The sequence below is a fragment of the Mesorhizobium marinum genome (genome assembly GCF_040813675.1).
Lineage (GTDB): Bacteria > Pseudomonadota > Alphaproteobacteria > Rhizobiales > Rhizobiaceae > Mesorhizobium_K > Mesorhizobium_K marinum.
This window is the reverse complement of sequence record NZ_JBFOCI010000001.1, coordinates 102,501-119,012: the sequence shown is the minus strand read 5'-3', so window position 1 is coordinate 119,012 and position 16,512 is coordinate 102,501. Positions and strand designations below refer to the sequence as shown.

15 protein-coding genes are annotated in these 16,512 nt (G+C 65.9%); all 15 read left to right on the top strand.

Features of this window, described 5'->3' with window-relative positions; all coding sequences use genetic code 11:
• The 15 genes from ABUE31_RS00565 to flgK all read left to right on the top strand — a co-directional run bounded on the left by ABUE31_RS00565 (position 1) and on the right by flgK (position 16,511).
• Positions 1-591: a MotE family protein gene (locus ABUE31_RS00565; RefSeq protein ID WP_437344052.1), complete on the top strand. Its 591-nt coding sequence runs from the start codon at positions 1-3 to the stop codon at positions 589-591.
• A complete protein-coding gene (gene flgH, locus ABUE31_RS00560; RefSeq protein ID WP_367721527.1) occupies positions 588-1,289 on the top strand; it encodes a flagellar basal body L-ring protein FlgH in 702 nt (233 codons plus the stop codon). Before ABUE31_RS00565 ends, flgH begins: the two co-directional genes overlap by 4 nt.
• Positions 1,289-1,810 carry a flagellar basal body-associated FliL family protein gene (locus ABUE31_RS00555; protein ID WP_367721526.1) on the top strand — a complete coding sequence of 174 codons (522 nt, stop codon included), beginning with the start codon at positions 1,289-1,291 and terminating at the stop codon, positions 1,808-1,810. Before flgH ends, ABUE31_RS00555 begins: the two co-directional genes overlap by 1 nt.
• Positions 1,807-2,538, top strand: a complete 732-nt coding sequence (gene fliP, locus ABUE31_RS00550) for a flagellar type III secretion system pore protein FliP (RefSeq protein WP_367721525.1) — start codon at positions 1,807-1,809, stop codon at positions 2,536-2,538. The genes ABUE31_RS00555 and fliP overlap by 4 nt, the downstream gene beginning before the upstream one ends.
• Before the next feature lie 188 nt (positions 2,539-2,726).
• Positions 2,727-3,818, top strand: coding sequence for a flagellin N-terminal helical domain-containing protein (locus tag ABUE31_RS00545; protein ID WP_367721524.1), 1,092 nt, complete (start codon positions 2,727-2,729; stop codon positions 3,816-3,818).
• 268 nt (positions 3,819-4,086) lie between these two features.
• A complete protein-coding gene (locus tag ABUE31_RS00540; RefSeq protein ID WP_367721523.1) occupies positions 4,087-5,076 on the top strand; it encodes a flagellin N-terminal helical domain-containing protein in 990 nt (329 codons plus the stop codon).
• A gap of 368 nt (positions 5,077-5,444) precedes the next feature.
• On the top strand, positions 5,445-6,440 hold the full coding sequence (locus ABUE31_RS00535) for a flagellin N-terminal helical domain-containing protein (RefSeq protein ID WP_367721522.1): 996 nt from the start codon (positions 5,445-5,447) through the stop codon (positions 6,438-6,440).
• A gap of 258 nt (positions 6,441-6,698) precedes the next feature.
• Positions 6,699-8,336 (top strand): flagellar basal-body MS-ring/collar protein FliF, encoded by a 1,638-nt coding sequence (fliF, locus tag ABUE31_RS00530; RefSeq protein WP_367721521.1) that lies wholly within the window; start codon positions 6,699-6,701, stop codon positions 8,334-8,336.
• Positions 8,333-8,941, top strand: a complete 609-nt coding sequence (locus tag ABUE31_RS00525) for a hypothetical protein (RefSeq protein WP_367721520.1) — start codon at positions 8,333-8,335, stop codon at positions 8,939-8,941. Before fliF ends, ABUE31_RS00525 begins: the two co-directional genes overlap by 4 nt.
• A gap of 2 nt (positions 8,942-8,943) precedes the next feature.
• Entirely contained in the window at positions 8,944-10,161 is a 1,218-nt protein-coding gene (locus tag ABUE31_RS00520) for a MotB family protein (protein ID WP_437344071.1), read from the top strand.
• A gap of 2 nt (positions 10,162-10,163) precedes the next feature.
• Positions 10,164-11,429 (top strand): MotC family chemotaxis protein, encoded by a 1,266-nt coding sequence (locus ABUE31_RS00515; RefSeq protein WP_367721518.1) that lies wholly within the window; start codon positions 10,164-10,166, stop codon positions 11,427-11,429.
• Positions 11,426-12,730, top strand: coding sequence for a flagellar hook-length control protein FliK (gene fliK, locus ABUE31_RS00510; RefSeq protein ID WP_367721517.1), 1,305 nt, complete (start codon positions 11,426-11,428; stop codon positions 12,728-12,730). Before ABUE31_RS00515 ends, fliK begins: the two co-directional genes overlap by 4 nt.
• A gap of 249 nt (positions 12,731-12,979) precedes the next feature.
• Positions 12,980-13,648: a response regulator transcription factor gene (locus ABUE31_RS00505; RefSeq protein WP_367721516.1), complete on the top strand. Its 669-nt coding sequence runs from the start codon at positions 12,980-12,982 to the stop codon at positions 13,646-13,648.
• A gap of 109 nt (positions 13,649-13,757) precedes the next feature.
• Positions 13,758-15,017 carry a flagellar hook protein FlgE gene (locus ABUE31_RS00500; protein WP_367721515.1) on the top strand — a complete coding sequence of 420 codons (1,260 nt, stop codon included), beginning with the start codon at positions 13,758-13,760 and terminating at the stop codon, positions 15,015-15,017.
• 36 nt (positions 15,018-15,053) lie between these two features.
• Positions 15,054-16,511, top strand: a complete 1,458-nt coding sequence (gene flgK / locus ABUE31_RS00495; protein ID WP_367721514.1) for a flagellar hook-associated protein FlgK — start codon at positions 15,054-15,056, stop codon at positions 16,509-16,511.
• Position 16,512 lies beyond the last annotated feature (1 nt).

Genomic DNA, 16,512 nt, shown 5'->3' with positions numbered 1-16,512 from the left:
ATGACCCCTCCTCGCGCCACCCAAACGAGACGGACGCCAGGCGCATTGCTGATCGCGGTCGCCACGCTGCTGCTCGCCGGTGGCAGCCTCAGTGCGACGGAGATGGTCGTCGAGCACCTCGACGAGCCCGGCCTGCTCGCGCCGGAAACCGATTCCGGAACGACTGGGACCGTCAAGTCGGGGCCGCTGGAGACAGGCTCGGAGATCGAGCGATTCTGCTCCAACATCGCCGACGCAGCGCGCGACCGCCGCTATGCGCTGCAGACGGAAGAGTTGCAGGCCCTTCAGCAGGAAGTCGACAAGCGCATCCTGTTGCTGGAGGAGAAGCGCGCCGAATACGAGAAATGGCTGAAGCGGCGCGAGGAATTCCTCGCCAGGGCCGAGGACGGCGTGGTCAAGATCTATTCTGGCATGCGGCCCGACGCCGCCGCCGAACGCCTCGCCGCCATGGACACCGTGCTGGCGGCCAGCATCCTGATGAAGATCGACACGCGCAAGGCCGGCGTCATCCTGAACGAGATGGAAAAGAAGGCCGCGGCGATGCTGACGGGCATCATGGCCGCGACCGCGCGGAGAACCGATCCGACATGATCCGCGCCGGCATCCTCCTTCTTGCCACCTCGCTGCTTGCCGGCTGCGGCGGCATGCGCGAGATCGGCGTCGAGCCGGAGCTATCGCCTGTTGGCGCGGGCCTCGTCGGCGCGCCGGCGCCGCCCGTCGAATATGCCGGCTACCCGCCGCCGCCGCAGAAGCGCTTTTCGCTCTGGAACGACCGCCAGAGCAGGCTGTTCACCGATCCCCGCGCACTCTCGCCCGGCGACATCCTGACGGTCAGGATCAGCATCAACGACCGCGCCCGCTTCAAGAACGAATCCGACCGCAAGCGCACTGCCAGCCGATCGCTCGGCGGCGCCATCGACTACGAGTGGGACGGCCTCGGATCGAGCGGCAGCGCGGACGCCAGCGTCAACTCCTCGACCGCCGCGGCCGGCGACGGCGAGACCAAGCGCTCGGAAGATCTCGAGCTGTCGATCGCAGCTGTGGTTGTGGAGGTTCTCGGCAACGGCAATCTCGTCATCCAGGGCTCGCAGGAGGTTCGCGTCAACGCGGAGCTGCGCATCCTGACCATCGGCGGCATTGTCCGGCCGATCGACATCGGACCGCAGAACACCATCGCCTACGAGCGAATCGCCGAAGCCCGCATCTCCTACGGCGGACGCGGCAGGCTTACCGAGGTTCAGCAGCCGCCCTACGGTCAGCAGATCCTCGACCGCGTGCTGCCCTTCTGATGGCCGCCGCTCCCGCAGCCGCCGACGCGAAGCCCGGTCGAGGCGGGCCGTCCCTGGTGATCCAGGTCGGCCTGCTCGTCGCGCTGACCGGCGCGGCGGCCGGCATGGGCTGGGTTTCCGGCGGCTTTCTCCAGGGAGGCGGGTCGGGCGCCAAGGAGGCGCACGCGCCCGCGGCCGACACGCATGGCGCGAAGAAGGCCGACGCCTCAGACGGCCATGGCGCAGCCGCGCCGGATGCCGCAACCATCGTTCCGCTGCCCGCCATCACTGCCAACATCGGATCTCCCCGAGACGTCTGGGTTCGCATGGAGGTTTCGCTGGTCCTCGACGAGCCGCAGCCGCCGGAACTCTCCAACGCCGTCCTCCAGGACCTCCTCGCCTACATGCGCACGGTGAAGCTGCACGAGATCGAGGGGCCGAGCGGCTTCCGGCATCTCAGGGACAGCATCGAGGAGCGGGCGGCCATCCGCAGCGACGGCCATGTGCGCCAGGTCTTGATCAGGACGCTGCTGTTCGAATGAAACGCTGCGGCCTAACAGTTCTCCTGCTTCTCGCCGGCGCTTCGGCCGCCGCGGCACAGCAACTCGACCTCGGCGCCATCGGCCAGGCCGACGGCACGACGATCGGCCGCATCATCCAGATGTTCGGGCTGCTCACCGTCCTTTCGGTGGCCCCCGGGTTGCTGATCATGGTGACCAGCTTCACCCGCTTCGTGATCGCGTTTTCGATTCTGCGCGCCGGCATCGGCCTGCAGACCACGCCCGCCAACCTGATCATCATCAGCCTCTCGCTGTTCATGACCTTCTATGTCATGGGGCCGACGTTCGATCAGGCCTGGAACAACGGCGTCCGGCCGCTGATGGACAACCAGATCGACGAGGCCGAAGCCTTCAAGCAGATTTCCGACCCGTTCCGCGGGTTCATGATCCGCAACGTGCGCGAGGAGGACTTCAACCTGTTCGCCGACCTCGCCCGCGAACGCGGCGACACCGTCGAGCCGGATACGGTCGATCTGCGCGTGCTCGTGCCCGCCTTCATGATCTCCGAGATAAGGCGTGGCTTCGAGATCGGCTTCCTGATCGTGCTGCCGTTCCTGGTGATCGACCTGATCGTCGCCACCATCACCATGGCGATGGGCATGATGATGCTGCCGCCGACCGTGGTGTCGCTGCCGTTCAAGATCCTGTTCTTCGTCCTGATCGACGGATGGAACCTGCTCGTCGGCAGCCTGGTGCGCTCCTTCAACTGAACGCGCACCCATTTTCCTAACAATAACTTTTGGTTAACCACGTTCGTTAGCCAAATGGAAGGCATGACGCCCGCATGGTCGCCCCATGATGGCGGGTGATCGCAGGGACGCGGTCATTGGCATGATGCCGTACCGTCATACCGGTCGAGCCGGTATGCAAAAAGACTTCCGCAAAAGGTACGCGTATCATGTCCAGTATCATGACCAATGCATCGGCGATGACCGCCCTGCAGACCCTCAATGCCACCAACAAGTCGCTCGCCACCACCCAGGGCCGCATCTCGACCGGCTATCGCGTCGCCGAGGCCGCCGACAACGCGGCATACTGGTCGATCGCCACGACCATGCGTTCGGACCATAAGGCGCTGTCGACCGTGCAGGACTCGCTCGGCCTCGGTGCCTCGAAGGTCGACACGGCCTATACCGGCATGAACAAGGCGATCGAGATCGTCAACGACATCAAGGTCAAGCTCGTCGCCGCCAACGGCGCCAGCACGGCCGACAAGGAAAAGATCCAGGTCGAGATCGAGGCGCTGCAGGGCCAGCTGAAGAGCTACGCCGATTCCGCAACCTTCTCCGGCACCAACTTCCTCTCGGTCATCTCCGACAAGACGGCGGCCGGAGCGGCAGCCGGCACCGCCGACGCCGTCCAGCAGGACGTGAAGATCGTCTCGGCGTTCAACCGCTCCTCGGCCGGCGCCGTCTCGCTGGCCACCATCGACGTCAAGATCGAGACCGTGAAGCTCTTCGACGGCGGCGCCGGCGCGGCGGTCAAGAACGACGGCATCCTCGATCGCCAGACCTCCATCTGGAGTTCATCGGCGGCGCAGGCTGCCTACGACACGGCCTACAACGCCGCGCTCGCAGCCGGCGACAGCGACGTCGACGCGGCTTCCGATGGCGCGACCGCGGCAGCGGCCGCCGACGCCACGGCGACCTCCATCGCCAGCATTTCCGTCCACAACCTCGACATCACGGCGAGCGGCGTGACCGACGGCTTCATCACCAGCATGATCACCAAGGTCGAGGGCGCACTGAAGTCGATGACCGACGCCGCCACCAACCTCGGCGCCGCAAAGAACCGCATCGACCTGCAGAAGACGTTCACCACCAGCCTGATGGATTCCATCGAGCGCGGCATCGGCCAACTCGTCGATGCCGACATGAACAAGGAATCGACCCGCCTCCAGGCCCTGCAGGTGCAGCAGCAACTCGGCATCCAGGCGCTCTCGATCGCCAACGGCAACTCGCAGTCGATCCTCTCGCTCTTCCGCGGCTGATCGCCCGCGAAGCAGACTTCTTCTCGACAGGAAGGCCGCGCCCCCAGCGCGGCCTTCCTGCGTTAGGAACTGCCGGTTGCGACACCCTCAACCTGATGAAAAAAGCAGCAAAAAGAGAACGTTAACCAAGCCGGTTATCCAAATCTCAGCAACTGGCCGCGATAGTGGCCCCAGATGGCGGGTTGATCTCATTGGTCATTGGCATGATGCCGCACCGTCATACCGGTCGGGCCGGTATGCAACGAATTCAAGTAAAGGTACGCGTATCATGTCCAGTATCATGACCAATGCATCGGCGATGACCGCCCTGCAGACCCTCAACGCCACCAACAAGTCGCTCGCTGCCACGCAGGGCCGCATCTCGACCGGCTACCGCGTCGCGGAAGCAAGCGACAATGCCGCCTACTGGTCGATCGCCACCACCATGCGCTCCGACCACAAGGCGCTGTCGACCGTGCAGGACTCGCTCGGCCTCGGCGCTTCGAAGGTCGACACGGCCTACACCGGCATGCAGAAGGCCATCGACACGGTCAACGAGATCAAGGTCAAGCTCGTCGCCGCCAACGGCGCCAGCGCGGCCGACAAGGAAAAGATCGACGTCGAGATCAAGGCCCTGCAGGGCCAGCTGAAGAGCTACGCCGACGCGGCCACCTTCTCCGGCGCCAACTGGCTGTCGGTCGACACGACGTCCGGCCACACGGCTGCCGGCACGTTCGACGACGTCAAGATCGTTTCCGCCTTCAATCGCTCGGCGGCCGGCTCCGTGTCGCTCGGCACGATCGACATCAAGGTCCAGGACATCAAGCTCTATGACAACGCCGCCGCGGCGACCGGCCTCACGGACGGTATCCTCGACGCGCACCGCCTCGGCACCACCGGCGCCCGCATCGCCGCCGCTTCGGCGCCGGTCGCCGGCACCGACGCCGCGGGCGACACCTACACCGTGTCGACGCTGACTGTTAAGGGCTTCTCCGACGCGCAGATCACCAAGCAGCTCGCCGTCGTCGAAGGCGCGCTCAAGGAAATGACGACCGCCGCCACCAACCTCGGCGCCGCCAAGAGCCGCATCGACCTGCAGAAGACCTTCACCAACAGCCTGATGGACTCCATCGAGCGCGGTATCGGACAGCTCGTCGACGCCGACATGAACAAGGAATCGACCCGCCTCCAGGCCCTGCAGGTGCAGCAGCAGCTCGGCATCCAGGCGCTGTCGATCGCCAACGGCAACTCGCAGTCGATCCTCTCGCTCTTCCGCTAGGCGGAAGCGCGGGCGGGCCTACCCGCCGCAAGCAAACCGCGAACGGAAACGTTCGCACCGGAACGGGCCGCGCCAGCGCGGCCCGTTTTGCGTTCAAGCGACCGCGCGCGCCAGGATGCAGGCCGCCGGCGCTCCGATGCGTTTTCCTGACATTGACGTTCCGAAACGGGTGGCAAAAGGTTACCGAAGGGAATATGCGCTTAATCGGCTGTTAACCATATGCCTGTAGTCATGGTTAACCAATCGCTATGGCGGGCGGACCATGACGGCAAAGGCGGCATGAGGCCGCCCCTGGCATGACGCTTCCTTCAGGCGATTTGATCCGGTCTTTGGGGGCCGGCAGGCTGATCGAAGAAGGGGTGAGTATCGTGTCAAGCATCATGACGAACGCTTCGGCGATGACGGCGCTTCAGACTCTCAGCGCGACAAACAAGTCGCTCGAGACTACGCAGAACCGCATCTCCACCGGCTATCGCGTGTCCGAGGCCAAGGACAACGCCGCATACTGGTCGATCGCGACCACCATGCGTTCCGACAACAAGGCCCTCTCGGTCGTCCAGGACGCACTGGGCCTCGGCGCTTCCAAGGTCGACACCGCCTACACGGCGATGAACAAGATCATGGAGCGGGTCGACGAGATCAAGGTCAAGCTCGTCGCGGCGGTTGGCGCCAGCGCCGAGAACAAGGACAAGATCCAGTCCGAGATCGAGGCGCTCCAGACGCAGCTCAAGAGCTTCGCGGACTCCGCGAGCTTCTCCGGCACCAACTGGCTCTCGGTCAATGCGACCGTCGCGGCCGGCAATCCGGCCGCCGGCGTGCACGCCGATGCGGAGATCGTCTCGTCCTTCACGCGCGATGCGGCCGGCAACGTGGTGCTCGCCAAGATCAAGATCGACGTCCAGTCGATCAAGCTCTACGATTCCGCCGCCACCACCGCCGAGACGCGCGGCATCGTTGAAGGCCTGCGTCTCGCCACCACCGGCGTGCGCGACGACACCGCGACCGCCGGCGTCGCCAACACGATCGCCGCGACCGATGGCTACTCGGTCTCAACGTTGACGGTGGTCGGCTTCACCGACGCGCAGATCACCCAGATGATCACGGTCGCCGACCAGACGCTCTCGGAAATCGCCGACGCGGCAACGCTGCTCGGCGCGGCCAAGAAGCAGATCGATCTGCAGAAGGAATTCACCACCAGCCTGATGGATTCCATCGAACGCGGCGTCGGTCAGCTCGTTGATGCCGACATGAACAAGGAATCGACCAGGCTCCAGGCCCTGCAGGTCCAGCAGCAGCTGGGCATCCAGTCGCTGCAGATCGCCAACAGCAACGCCCAGCGGGTGCTGTCGCTCTTCCAGAACTGATCCGGTCTCTAAGCTTCCGGCATTCGTCACACCGGATCGCTTGAAAAGGGCCTGAATCGTTCCCGAAAAGGGATCGCTTCAGGCCCTAGCTATTTGTTCCGAAAGCTTTTTCGGCAACATTTTCTTCCTGCAGCATCCAGCCCATTTCATCCTCGCACAAGCTTCGCAGCCTAGGCTCCCGTGGTCGAAGCAGCGGATCGTCCATGCCGAGCGGTTCGCCGCCGGCAGGTGTCCTGGAGAAGGCGGGAGCAAAGATCAGTGCCCGAGCAATTGAACGCCGTCGTTCAGAACCTCAAGGATTTCGGTCCGCGCCGGATCGCCCTGATGGGCGGCGTCCTTGCCCTCGTGCTCACCGTCATCCTGGTCGCCTCGATCTACCTCAACCGGCCGGCTTATGACACGCTCTATGTCGGCCTCGAGCGTTCCGACGTGAACCAGATCGGCCTGGTTCTGGGCGAGGCCGGCATCGGTTTCGATGTCGCCGCCGACGGCACGACTGTCCTGGTGCCCGCCGGCACGACCGCGCAGGCGCGCATGCTACTCGCCGAGAAGGGGCTGCCGACCAGCGCCAACGCCGGCTACGAACTCTTCGACAATGTCGGCTCGCTCGGCCTCACCTCGTTCATGCAGCAGATCACCCGGGTGCGCGCGCTCGAAGGGGAGATTTCGCGCACCATCCAGTCGATCGCCGGCATTCGCGCCGCACGCGTGCACATCGTCATGTCCGAGCGCGCCAACTTCCGCCGCGACGGCCAGAAACCGTCGGCTTCGGTGGTCATCCGCGCATCGGAGATGGACGCCGGCCGCGCCGCCTCGTCGATCCGCTACCTCGTAGCCGCGGCCGTGCCGGGCCTCAACGCCGCCGACGTCACCGTACTCGACTCCTCGGGCACGTTGCTCGCCGCCGGCGACGATCCCAACAACACCAGCGTCAGCCGCTCGTTCGGCGTCGAGCGGACGGTCGAAACGCAGATCGAGGACAACATCCGCCGGGCGCTCGCCCCCTATCTCGGGCCCGACAACTTCCGCGCCAGCGTGAAGGCCGAGGTCAACACCGACACGCGCCAGACCGAGGAGACCACCTTCGATCCGGAATCGCGCGTGGAGCGCTCCGTGCAGATCGTGCGCGCCAACGAGAACAACAGCCAGAAATCGGCAGGATCGACGACAAGCGTCGAGCAGAACCTGCCCGAAGCCGATCCCACCACGACCGAGGGCCCGCAATCCTCCGCGCAGAGCGAGCGCAAGGAGGAGACCACCAACTACGAGATGAATTCGAAGCGCGTGGCGACCGTCAGCAACGGCTACACCGTGACCAAGATGTCGATCGCGGTGGTGGTCAATCGCGAACGCCTCGCGGCAATCCTCGGCGCCGACGCCACGCCCGAGAAGATCGCCGAGCGCGTCGCCGAGATCCAGGCGCTCGTCTCCTCGGCGACCGGCTACAGCGAAGCGCGCGGCGACGTCGTCAACGTATCCGCGGTCGAGTTCATCGACGGCCTCGACGGCGTGGAAATCGAGGAACCCGGCATCATGGCGGCGCTCGGCAGCCATGCCGGCACAATGATCAACGCCGCGGCGTTCATCGTCGTCGTCTTCCTGATCGCCTTCTTCGGGCTGAAGCCGATGGTCGCGGCGATCGGCAAGCCGGCTGCACCGGCCATCGCCGGCCCGAGCTTCGAGGAGGTGCAGCGCTCCCTGCCTGGCCCCGAGGCCGATGCCGAGGCCAAGGCAGCCGCAACCTCCGCCGCGCGACCAGCGCCGACGCCGCTCGACGAACTGCGCCAGAAGATCCGCCCCGCCCCGCAGGACAGGCTCGCCCGCATGGTGGATCTCAATGAGGAGCGCACGGCATCGATCCTGCGCAAGTGGGCGCACCAGGAGGCGGCGGCGTGACGGCACTGGCGCTCTTCGACGTCCTCACCGATTTCGGCTCCCGGCCGCAGCCGGCTGCTGTGCCGCCGCGCCATCCGGAGACGGTCTCGCCTCAACCCGATATCGGCGCGACCGTGGCAAGCGAGGTCGCCAGGGCGGAGGCGGCGCTCGAGGAGCGCCTTTCGCTCGCGCACGCGGCCGAACTCGAGGCGCAGCGGCAGCAGCACGCCGCCGAGATGGACGCCGTCTTTCGCCAGATCGGCGAGACGGCCGGCGAGACCATCGCGTTGCGGCTTGGCGAGATGGAGGAACGCATCGGGCACCAGGCAGCCATGTCGGCCGCCCGCGTCCTCGGCACCTTCCTAAGCGACGAACTGCAGAAGCGGTCGCTGGAAAGCCTTGCGCAATCCATCCGCAAGGCCGTTGCGGGCAACGAGGCCGCCAGGGTCGACGTTCGCGGGCCAAGTTCGCTTCTGGAGGCGCTGCAGGCGGCGCTGGGCGAACGCGCCGCCGGTTTCGGTTTCGCCGAGGCGCCGGGCTTCGATCTTTCCGTCACCATAGACGGCCATCTCCTTGAAACGCGCCTGTCCGAATGGTCGGCGATCCTGTCGGAGATCGTCGAATGAGCATGGCGGCCCCCGGCGAGGAACCCCGCCAGGAAATCATCATCGTCCGGCGCAACCACGACCATGACGAGGGCCACCACGGCGGCGTCTGGAAGATCGCATTCGCCGACTTCATGACGGCCATGATGTGCTTCTTCCTGGTGATGTGGCTGATCAATGCCGCCAACGAACAGACCAAGGCGGCGGTGGCCAGCTACTTCAACCCGGTCAAGCTGATCGACCGCAACTCCTCGAAGAAGGGGCTCCAGGACCTCGGCGAAGGCCCCAACGCGGCGGGCGCGGCGCCCGAGGACGAGATCGCGTCCAGCGGCAGCTCCGGCGAGGACGCCAAGGGCGAAGCCAAGGACACCTCGAGCAGCGACGTGGCCGACAAGGACGGCGCCGAGACACATTCGGACGAGCATCTCTTCGCCAATCCCTACGCCGTGCTGGCGGAGATTGCCGAGGAGACCGGCCTGCTTCAGAACGTCAGCCTGAAGGGCGACGGCGGCGCCGCGGACGCCGGTCCGTCGACCGGGGCGTCCGGTGGCGTCGCGTATCGCGATCCCTTCGCACCCGACTTCTGGACCGAGCAGATGGCGAAGCGCGGGGATACCGCCGAAGGCACGAAGGCATCAGGGACCGGGCTTCCGGAAACGCCGGAGAGCACAGCCGCCCGTTCCGACGTCGCGCCGCTTGAACCGCTGGCCAGCGAGGCCCCGCCCCCGGAGAAGCCCGCAACGGCAGTGCAACCGGCGCAAGCCGAAGCCAGTTCGGAGGTCGAGAAGGCGGCGGATGCGATCCGGCGGGAACTCGCCGAAGCGCTCGGGCCCGACAGCAAGCTGGCGGAAGGATTGACCGTCGTCGCCGGCAAGGGCGGCGTCACCATCTCCGTCACCGACCAGTTCGACTTCGGCATGTTCGAGGTCGGCTCCGCCGTGCCCCTGCGCGACATGGTCCTAGCGATGGAAAAGATCGGGAAAATCCTGGCCGCGCAGAAGGGTACGATCACCATCGACGGCCATACCGACGCCAGGCCGTTCCGCAACGAGAACTACGACAACTGGCGGCTTTCGACAGCCCGCGCACATTCTGCCTACTACATGCTGGTGCGCGGCGGGCTCGACGAAAACCGCATCACCACCGTCGCCGGCCATGCCGCCAGGCGACCAAAGGACAAGGCCGATCCGCTCGCCGCTTCGAACCGCCGCATCGAGATCCTGCTGGACGTCGGCGGATGACCATGACGCGCTGGAGCCTGGCCGGCCTGCTGGTTCTGGGCACGGCGCTTCCGGCGTCCGCCGAAACGGACGCGGCCGCGGCTCTGGAACCGCAGCAACTCGAGCCATACCAGATCGTGCGTTCGCTCGAACTCGTGCAGGACCGCCTTGCCGGCGGCGATCACGCTTCCCAGCCGATGCAGCGCAAGCTGCTGGAGATGATCGATGCGCGTTTCGCGACGCGTGAATCGGCGCGCTTCGAGAACGAGCTCAACCGCCGCGCGCTGCTGATCTACGCCATGTCCGGCGGCAACCCCGCGACACTCGAAGCCGGGCTTGCGCATCTCGGCAAGGACGATCCCAACCGGCTTCTCGGCGAAAAGATCCTGCTCTACGTCAATGGCAAGCCAAACGAAGCTCTGGAAGCCTTCGCCTCGGTCGATCCGATGACCTATTCGCCGGACGTCGGCATGTATGTGGCGCTCGTCAAGGGCTCCATGATGGCAGAGGCCGAACCCGGCAAGGCGCTGCCGATGCTCGACCGGGCGCGGCTTCTCGGCCCGGGAACACTGGTGGAGGAAGCGGCGCTGCGGCGCTCGATTTCCGTCGCCGTGACGCTTGGCGATACCAAGCGATTCCTTCGATATGCCGAACAGTATGTGCGCTCCTACCTGCACTCGCCCTACGCAAGTCAATTCGCCGATACCTTCGTCGCGGGGGTCGTCGCTCTCCAGGACAAGGTGGATCGTCGCGCCGTGGTCGACCTTGCCGCCATGATGGAACCGGAGCAGGAAAAGGTGATCTACCTGCGCATCGCTCGACGTGCGGCCATCGACGGCTTGATCGACCTGGCAGCCTTCGCGGCCACCCAGGCGGAGGAGATGGCCGACGATCCCCGCGCCGAACTCTACGCAAGCCTTTCTCTGGTCACGTCGGGTGAGATCGACAATGTGCTGGAAAGGCTGTCCAGGATCGACCGGGAGCGCCTTTCCGAAAATGACCGCCGGCTGCTGGACGCGGCGAGCGCGATCGCTGCGGAACTGACCGCTGGAACGAAGCCGGCCGGCGCGCAGTCGCAGGCCCGTCCGATCCGCAGCGTCGGCCCGGAGCCGGTAATCACTGCCGCGGGCGACGAAACGGCGAAAACGACACCGGTTCCTTCACGCTCGCGCAGTCCTGGCCCCGGCCGCGGAGTCGATGCGTCGGTCGAGAAGGCCGAGGCGATGGTCGCCGCAACGCGCGCCAAGCTGGCCGACATAGACAAGCTGATCGGAGACATGCCGGAATGACGAGTGGAGTGACGCAGGCGCTGCCCCAGATGCCTGCGCCGAAGGCGGGAATCGAGGACAAGGCCGCCCGCAAGGGAGCCCCGCATGGCGATTTCGCGAGCGCGCTGGCACTGGACAAACCTGCCGGCGTCGGCAGGCACGCAGCAGAACCGGATTCCGAAACGCGCCCGTCCTCGTGGCCACGCGTGACGCCGAAGTTCAACGGCGCGACCAACGCCGGCGCGGGCCGGTTGCCGGACCAGGAAACGCCGCAGGCGACGGGCGAGGCAACCGGTGAAGCGGCCCCCGACGTTTCGGGCGACGTCTTGCCTGACGAGCATCGCCAAGAGCCGCCTGCACGCGGCAACGAGGAGGCCCTATCGCGGGTAGCGGTCCCTGACCCGACACAAGGCGTGGCAGTCCCGCCCATTGCGGCGGCTCAGGTTTCGATGCGGGCCGAGGCTCGGCCAGCAGAAACGCCTGCGACGATCCCGGCAAAGGGAACGACTGGCATCGACGCCGAATCCGCGTTCGGCCAGGACATTTCTTCGCCGCCCGATGACCAGGCCAAGGCGGAAAGGCCGAAAGGCGCCTCGTTCACGCCGTTCGGGCGGAGCGAACAGGCAGAGCCCATTCGCTTCGAACCTGCCGTTCGGCCGTCGCCGATCACGGACCGCACCCCGGCGGATCGCGCGCAGGCGAAGGACATGTCGCCGCCGCCCACCGCCGAAAACGCGACGAACGCGCCCCGCGTGACCGTGCTCGCGCAACACAATATTCCAGCGCCGGCGTCGTCAACCGCGCTGTCGCTCGTCGACAGCATTGTCGGGGGCAAGCTGCTCGAAAACGCTTCGCCGCGCCACGCACCCGAAGCCGTCCACGCTTCCGCCACGCATGCTTCGGCGCAGTCGCTGAAGATCCAGTTGCGACCAGCCGAACTCGGAATGGTCACCGCGACGCTGCGCTTCACCGGCGAACAGCTTTCGATCGAGCTTCAGGTCGAGAACCAGGAAGCCTACCGCCGGCTTTCGACCGACAGCGAGAGCATTGTCGGTTCGCTGCGCAGTCTCGGCTACGACGTCGACAAGGTGACGGTCCTGCAACCTGGGCATGTATCCGCTTCGGCCGCCCGCGCCGACGCTCCCGCCCCGGCTGCATCCGGACAAGGCCGGTCGGCCGAGCAGTTCGGTTCCGGCATGGCAAACGGCGGGAGCGGCGGATCCGGCGGCCGTTCGTCCGAACAAGGCGCAAGCCATGGCCAGGGCGGGCAGCGCAACACTCCGCAGGCAGCAGACCCGTCCGGCGGAGAGCTCTACATCTAGCCGGCCGATCCGGCGCCCGCGCACCACACGCCAGCCTTGCAATCCAGGCGTGATTTCCCGGCAGTCTGCCAATCCGGCGTACGTCCAGCCCCACCCTTCCCGCGCCGGACGGATCCGTCGCCCGGCAGGGTCCGGAGCATCGAATCCGCCTCCCGAGAAAAGGGGGGCAAAATATGACGGTTAGGCAGGATTCGCGACCCGCGATACGAATTTCGCATCAGAGAAAATTCTGATTCGGAGGGCGGGCCGATGATAGTGATCGTAGACGAGCGAGAGCTCGTACAAGAAGGATATAATTCGCTTTTTGACCGCGAGGGGGTGGCTACCGCCTCCTTCGGATCGGATGCGTTCGGCGAGTGGGTCACAAGCGCGGCCGAGGAAGACCTCAAGTCGGTTCGCGCCTTCCTGATCGGCGACTGCGACAAGGCGGCCGTGTCGCCCCGGCAGATCCGCGACCGCACCGGCGCGCCGGTCATCGCGCTCAGCGATCACCACTCGCTCGAGAACACGCTGATGCTCTTCGAGTCGGGCGTCGACGACGTCATCCGCAAGCCGGTCCACATCCGCGAGATCCTGGCGCGCATCACGGCGATCCGCCGGCGCGTCCAGGAAGAGCAGCAGTTCACCGAGATCGGTGCGATGCGCATCTTCATGGATGGCCGCGAGCCGGAGATCGACGGCGAACCGCTGCCGCTGCCGCGCCGCGAACGTCGCATTCTCGAATATCTTGCGGCGAACCGCGGTCGTCGCGTCACAAAAACCCAGGTCTTCAACGCCATCTACGGCATCTTCGACGACGAGGTCGAGGAGAACGTGGTCGAGAGCCACATCTCTAAGTTGCGCAAGAAGCTGCGCGAAAAGCTCGGCTTCGATCCGATCGATTCCAAGCGCTTCCTCGGCTACCGGCTGGTCGGCTGATGCCCGCGGCAGCGGCGACGCGACCGTCGCCGCGCCTCTGCGCCAGTTTCGCGCAAGTCCACTGCCCTATGCTGCTTGCCGGTACGGTTCGAGGTCGGGAGAAGCCACGATGAGTCTCTACGGAATGATGCGGACGGGCGTGTCCGGCATGAACGCGCAGGCCAACCGCCTGTCGACCGTCGCCGACAACATCGCCAATTCCGGCACGACGGGCTACAAGCGGTCCTCGACCGAGTTCTCGTCCCTGATCATCCCTTCGACGACGGGGAACTACACGTCCGGCGGCGTCACCACGACGATCCGCACCTCGATCTCGCAGCAAGGCGACCTGAAATACACCTCATCTGGCAGCGACCTCGCCATCAACGGCGACGGGTTCTTCGTCGTGCAGAATTCCAGCGGCACGCCCTATCTGACGCGCGCCGGTTCATTCGTGCCCGACGGCGAGGGTCGCCTTGTCAACGCGGCCGGCTTCTACCTGATGGGCTACAGCTTCGCAGCCGGCCCGCCCTCGGCGACCGCCAACGGCTTCGGCGGCCTGGAGATGGTCTCGATCGCACAGGAAGAACTGATCGCGGTGCCATCGACCCAGGGCGTCTTCACGGCCAACCTGCCGGTCGGCGCCGATGTCGTGGTGCCGGGCAACTTGCCGTCGGCCAACGCCGCCACCGCCACCTCGACCCAGAAGACGTCGCTCGTCGTCTACGACAATCTCGGCTCCGAAGTGATGCTCGACATCCACTACGCCAAGACCGGGCCCAACACCTGGGAGATCGCCGTCTTCGACCAGGCGGGTGCGGCGCCCGGCGCGCCGTTCCCCTATGCGCCCGGTTCACTGCTGGCGACATCGACCCTCACCTTCGACGGCACCACGGGCGCGCTCACCGCCCCGCTCGCCGGCGTCGACATCCCGGTGCCCAATGGCGGCACCTTCAATCTCGACATCTCGAAGATGACGCAACTCGGCACGGACTACACCCAGTTGAAGGTCGAGGCGAATGGCAACGCGCCTTCCGGCATCGAGAGCATCGAAATCGGGTCGGACGGCACCATGTACGCGCAGTACAAGAACGGTTCCTTCCGCGAGCTCTATCGCATTCCGCTGGCAAATGTTCAGAGCCCCGACATGCTGAGGGCGCTGCCCGGCAACGTCTACACGCCGAGCGCCGACTCCGGCGACCTGCAGATGGGCTTCCCCGGTTCCGGCGGCCTCGGCTCGATGGTCTCCGGCGCGCTCGAGAACTCCAACGTGGACATCGCCGAGGAACTCACCGCCATGATCGAGTCGCAGCGCAGCTACACCGCGAAATCTAAGGTGTTCCAGACCGGCGCCGACCTGATGGACATCCTCGTCAACCTCAAGAGGTAGCCCGGTCTCGGAACCTGAAGGCTTCTGAAAGCAAGCATGTCGCTGTCCTCTGCCCTCAACATCGCCCAATCGTCGATCAGGAACACTGCGCGGCAGACCAGCATCGTTTCCCGCAATGTGCTGGAGGCGAACAATCCGGACTACAACCGGCGCGCGGCCGTCACCACCACATCGCCCGGCGCACGCGCGGTCGAGATCCAGCGCGCCGCAAACGAGCAGCTGTTCCGGCAGAACCTGCAGGCGGTGTCGGCCTACAACGGCCAGGGCGCCCTCTCGAGCGGCATGGAGCGCCTCAACCTGTCGATCAACGGCGTCGACAACGCGACCTCGCCGGCGACTGCGCTCGGCCGGCTGCAGGAGGCGCTACAGCTCTATTCCACGTCCCCGTCCAACCGCAATCTCGCGGAGAACACGCTGGACGCCGCGCGCCAGGTCGTGCGCACGCTGAACGATGGCACCAGCGCCCTGCAGTCCTTCCGCACGGTCGCCGACCAGGAAATCGCGATCGCCACCGGCGAGTTGAACAGGCTGCTCGCCGACCTCGAAGCCGCCAACAACGCGGTCGTGTCGGGCACGCGCTCGGGTCGCGACATTTCCGATGCGCTGGACCAACGCGATGCGACGCTGAAGAAGATCGCCGAATACGTGCCGATCTCCACCTACACGCGCGGCGACAACGACATGGTGGTGAGCACGAGGGACGGCTCGATGCTGTTCGAGACCGTGCCGCGCAGCGTCAGCTTCACGCCGAACGGCGCATACGCGCCGGGCACCACGGGCAACCAGGTCTACATCGACGGCGTTCCGGTTTCGCTCGGCACCGGCGGCAACACCGATGCCTCGGGGCGCATCGCCGGCATGATCCAGCTCCGAGACGGCGTGACCGTCACCATGCAGGCCCAGTTCGACGAGATCGCGCGAGGGCTGATCTCGGCCTTCGCCGAGACATCGCCCGGGGGCGTCCTTCCGGACGCGCCGGGCCTGTTCACCTGGCTCGGCGCCCCGGCCATGCCGGCGACCGGCACGCTGGTCACCGGACTTGCGGGCCAGATACGCCTCAACCCCGCGATCGACTCAGCTCAGGGCGGCAACCCCGAACTGCTGCGCGACGGCGGCGCGAACGGCGCCGGATACGTCCACAACGCTGGCGGCAACGCATCCTATTCCGCGCTGCTGCTTTCCTACGGCGACCGCATCGCCGCGCCGATGACCTTCGACCCGGCCGCTGGCATCGACAACTCGAGCAGCCTCGCCGACTATTCGACGGCCTCCATCGGTTGGTTCGATGCGCTTCGCAAGGACGCCGCCGACGGTGCCAACGCCAAGGAAGCGCTCGCGGTACGCACCGCCGAAGCGCTGTCGAACGAGACCGGCGTCAACATCGACATGGAAATGTCGCTGTTGCTCGACCTTGAACACTCATACGAGGCCTCTTCCCGTCTGATCCGTGCGGTGGACGAGATGCTCGCCGCGCTTCTCAACGCAGTGAGATAGC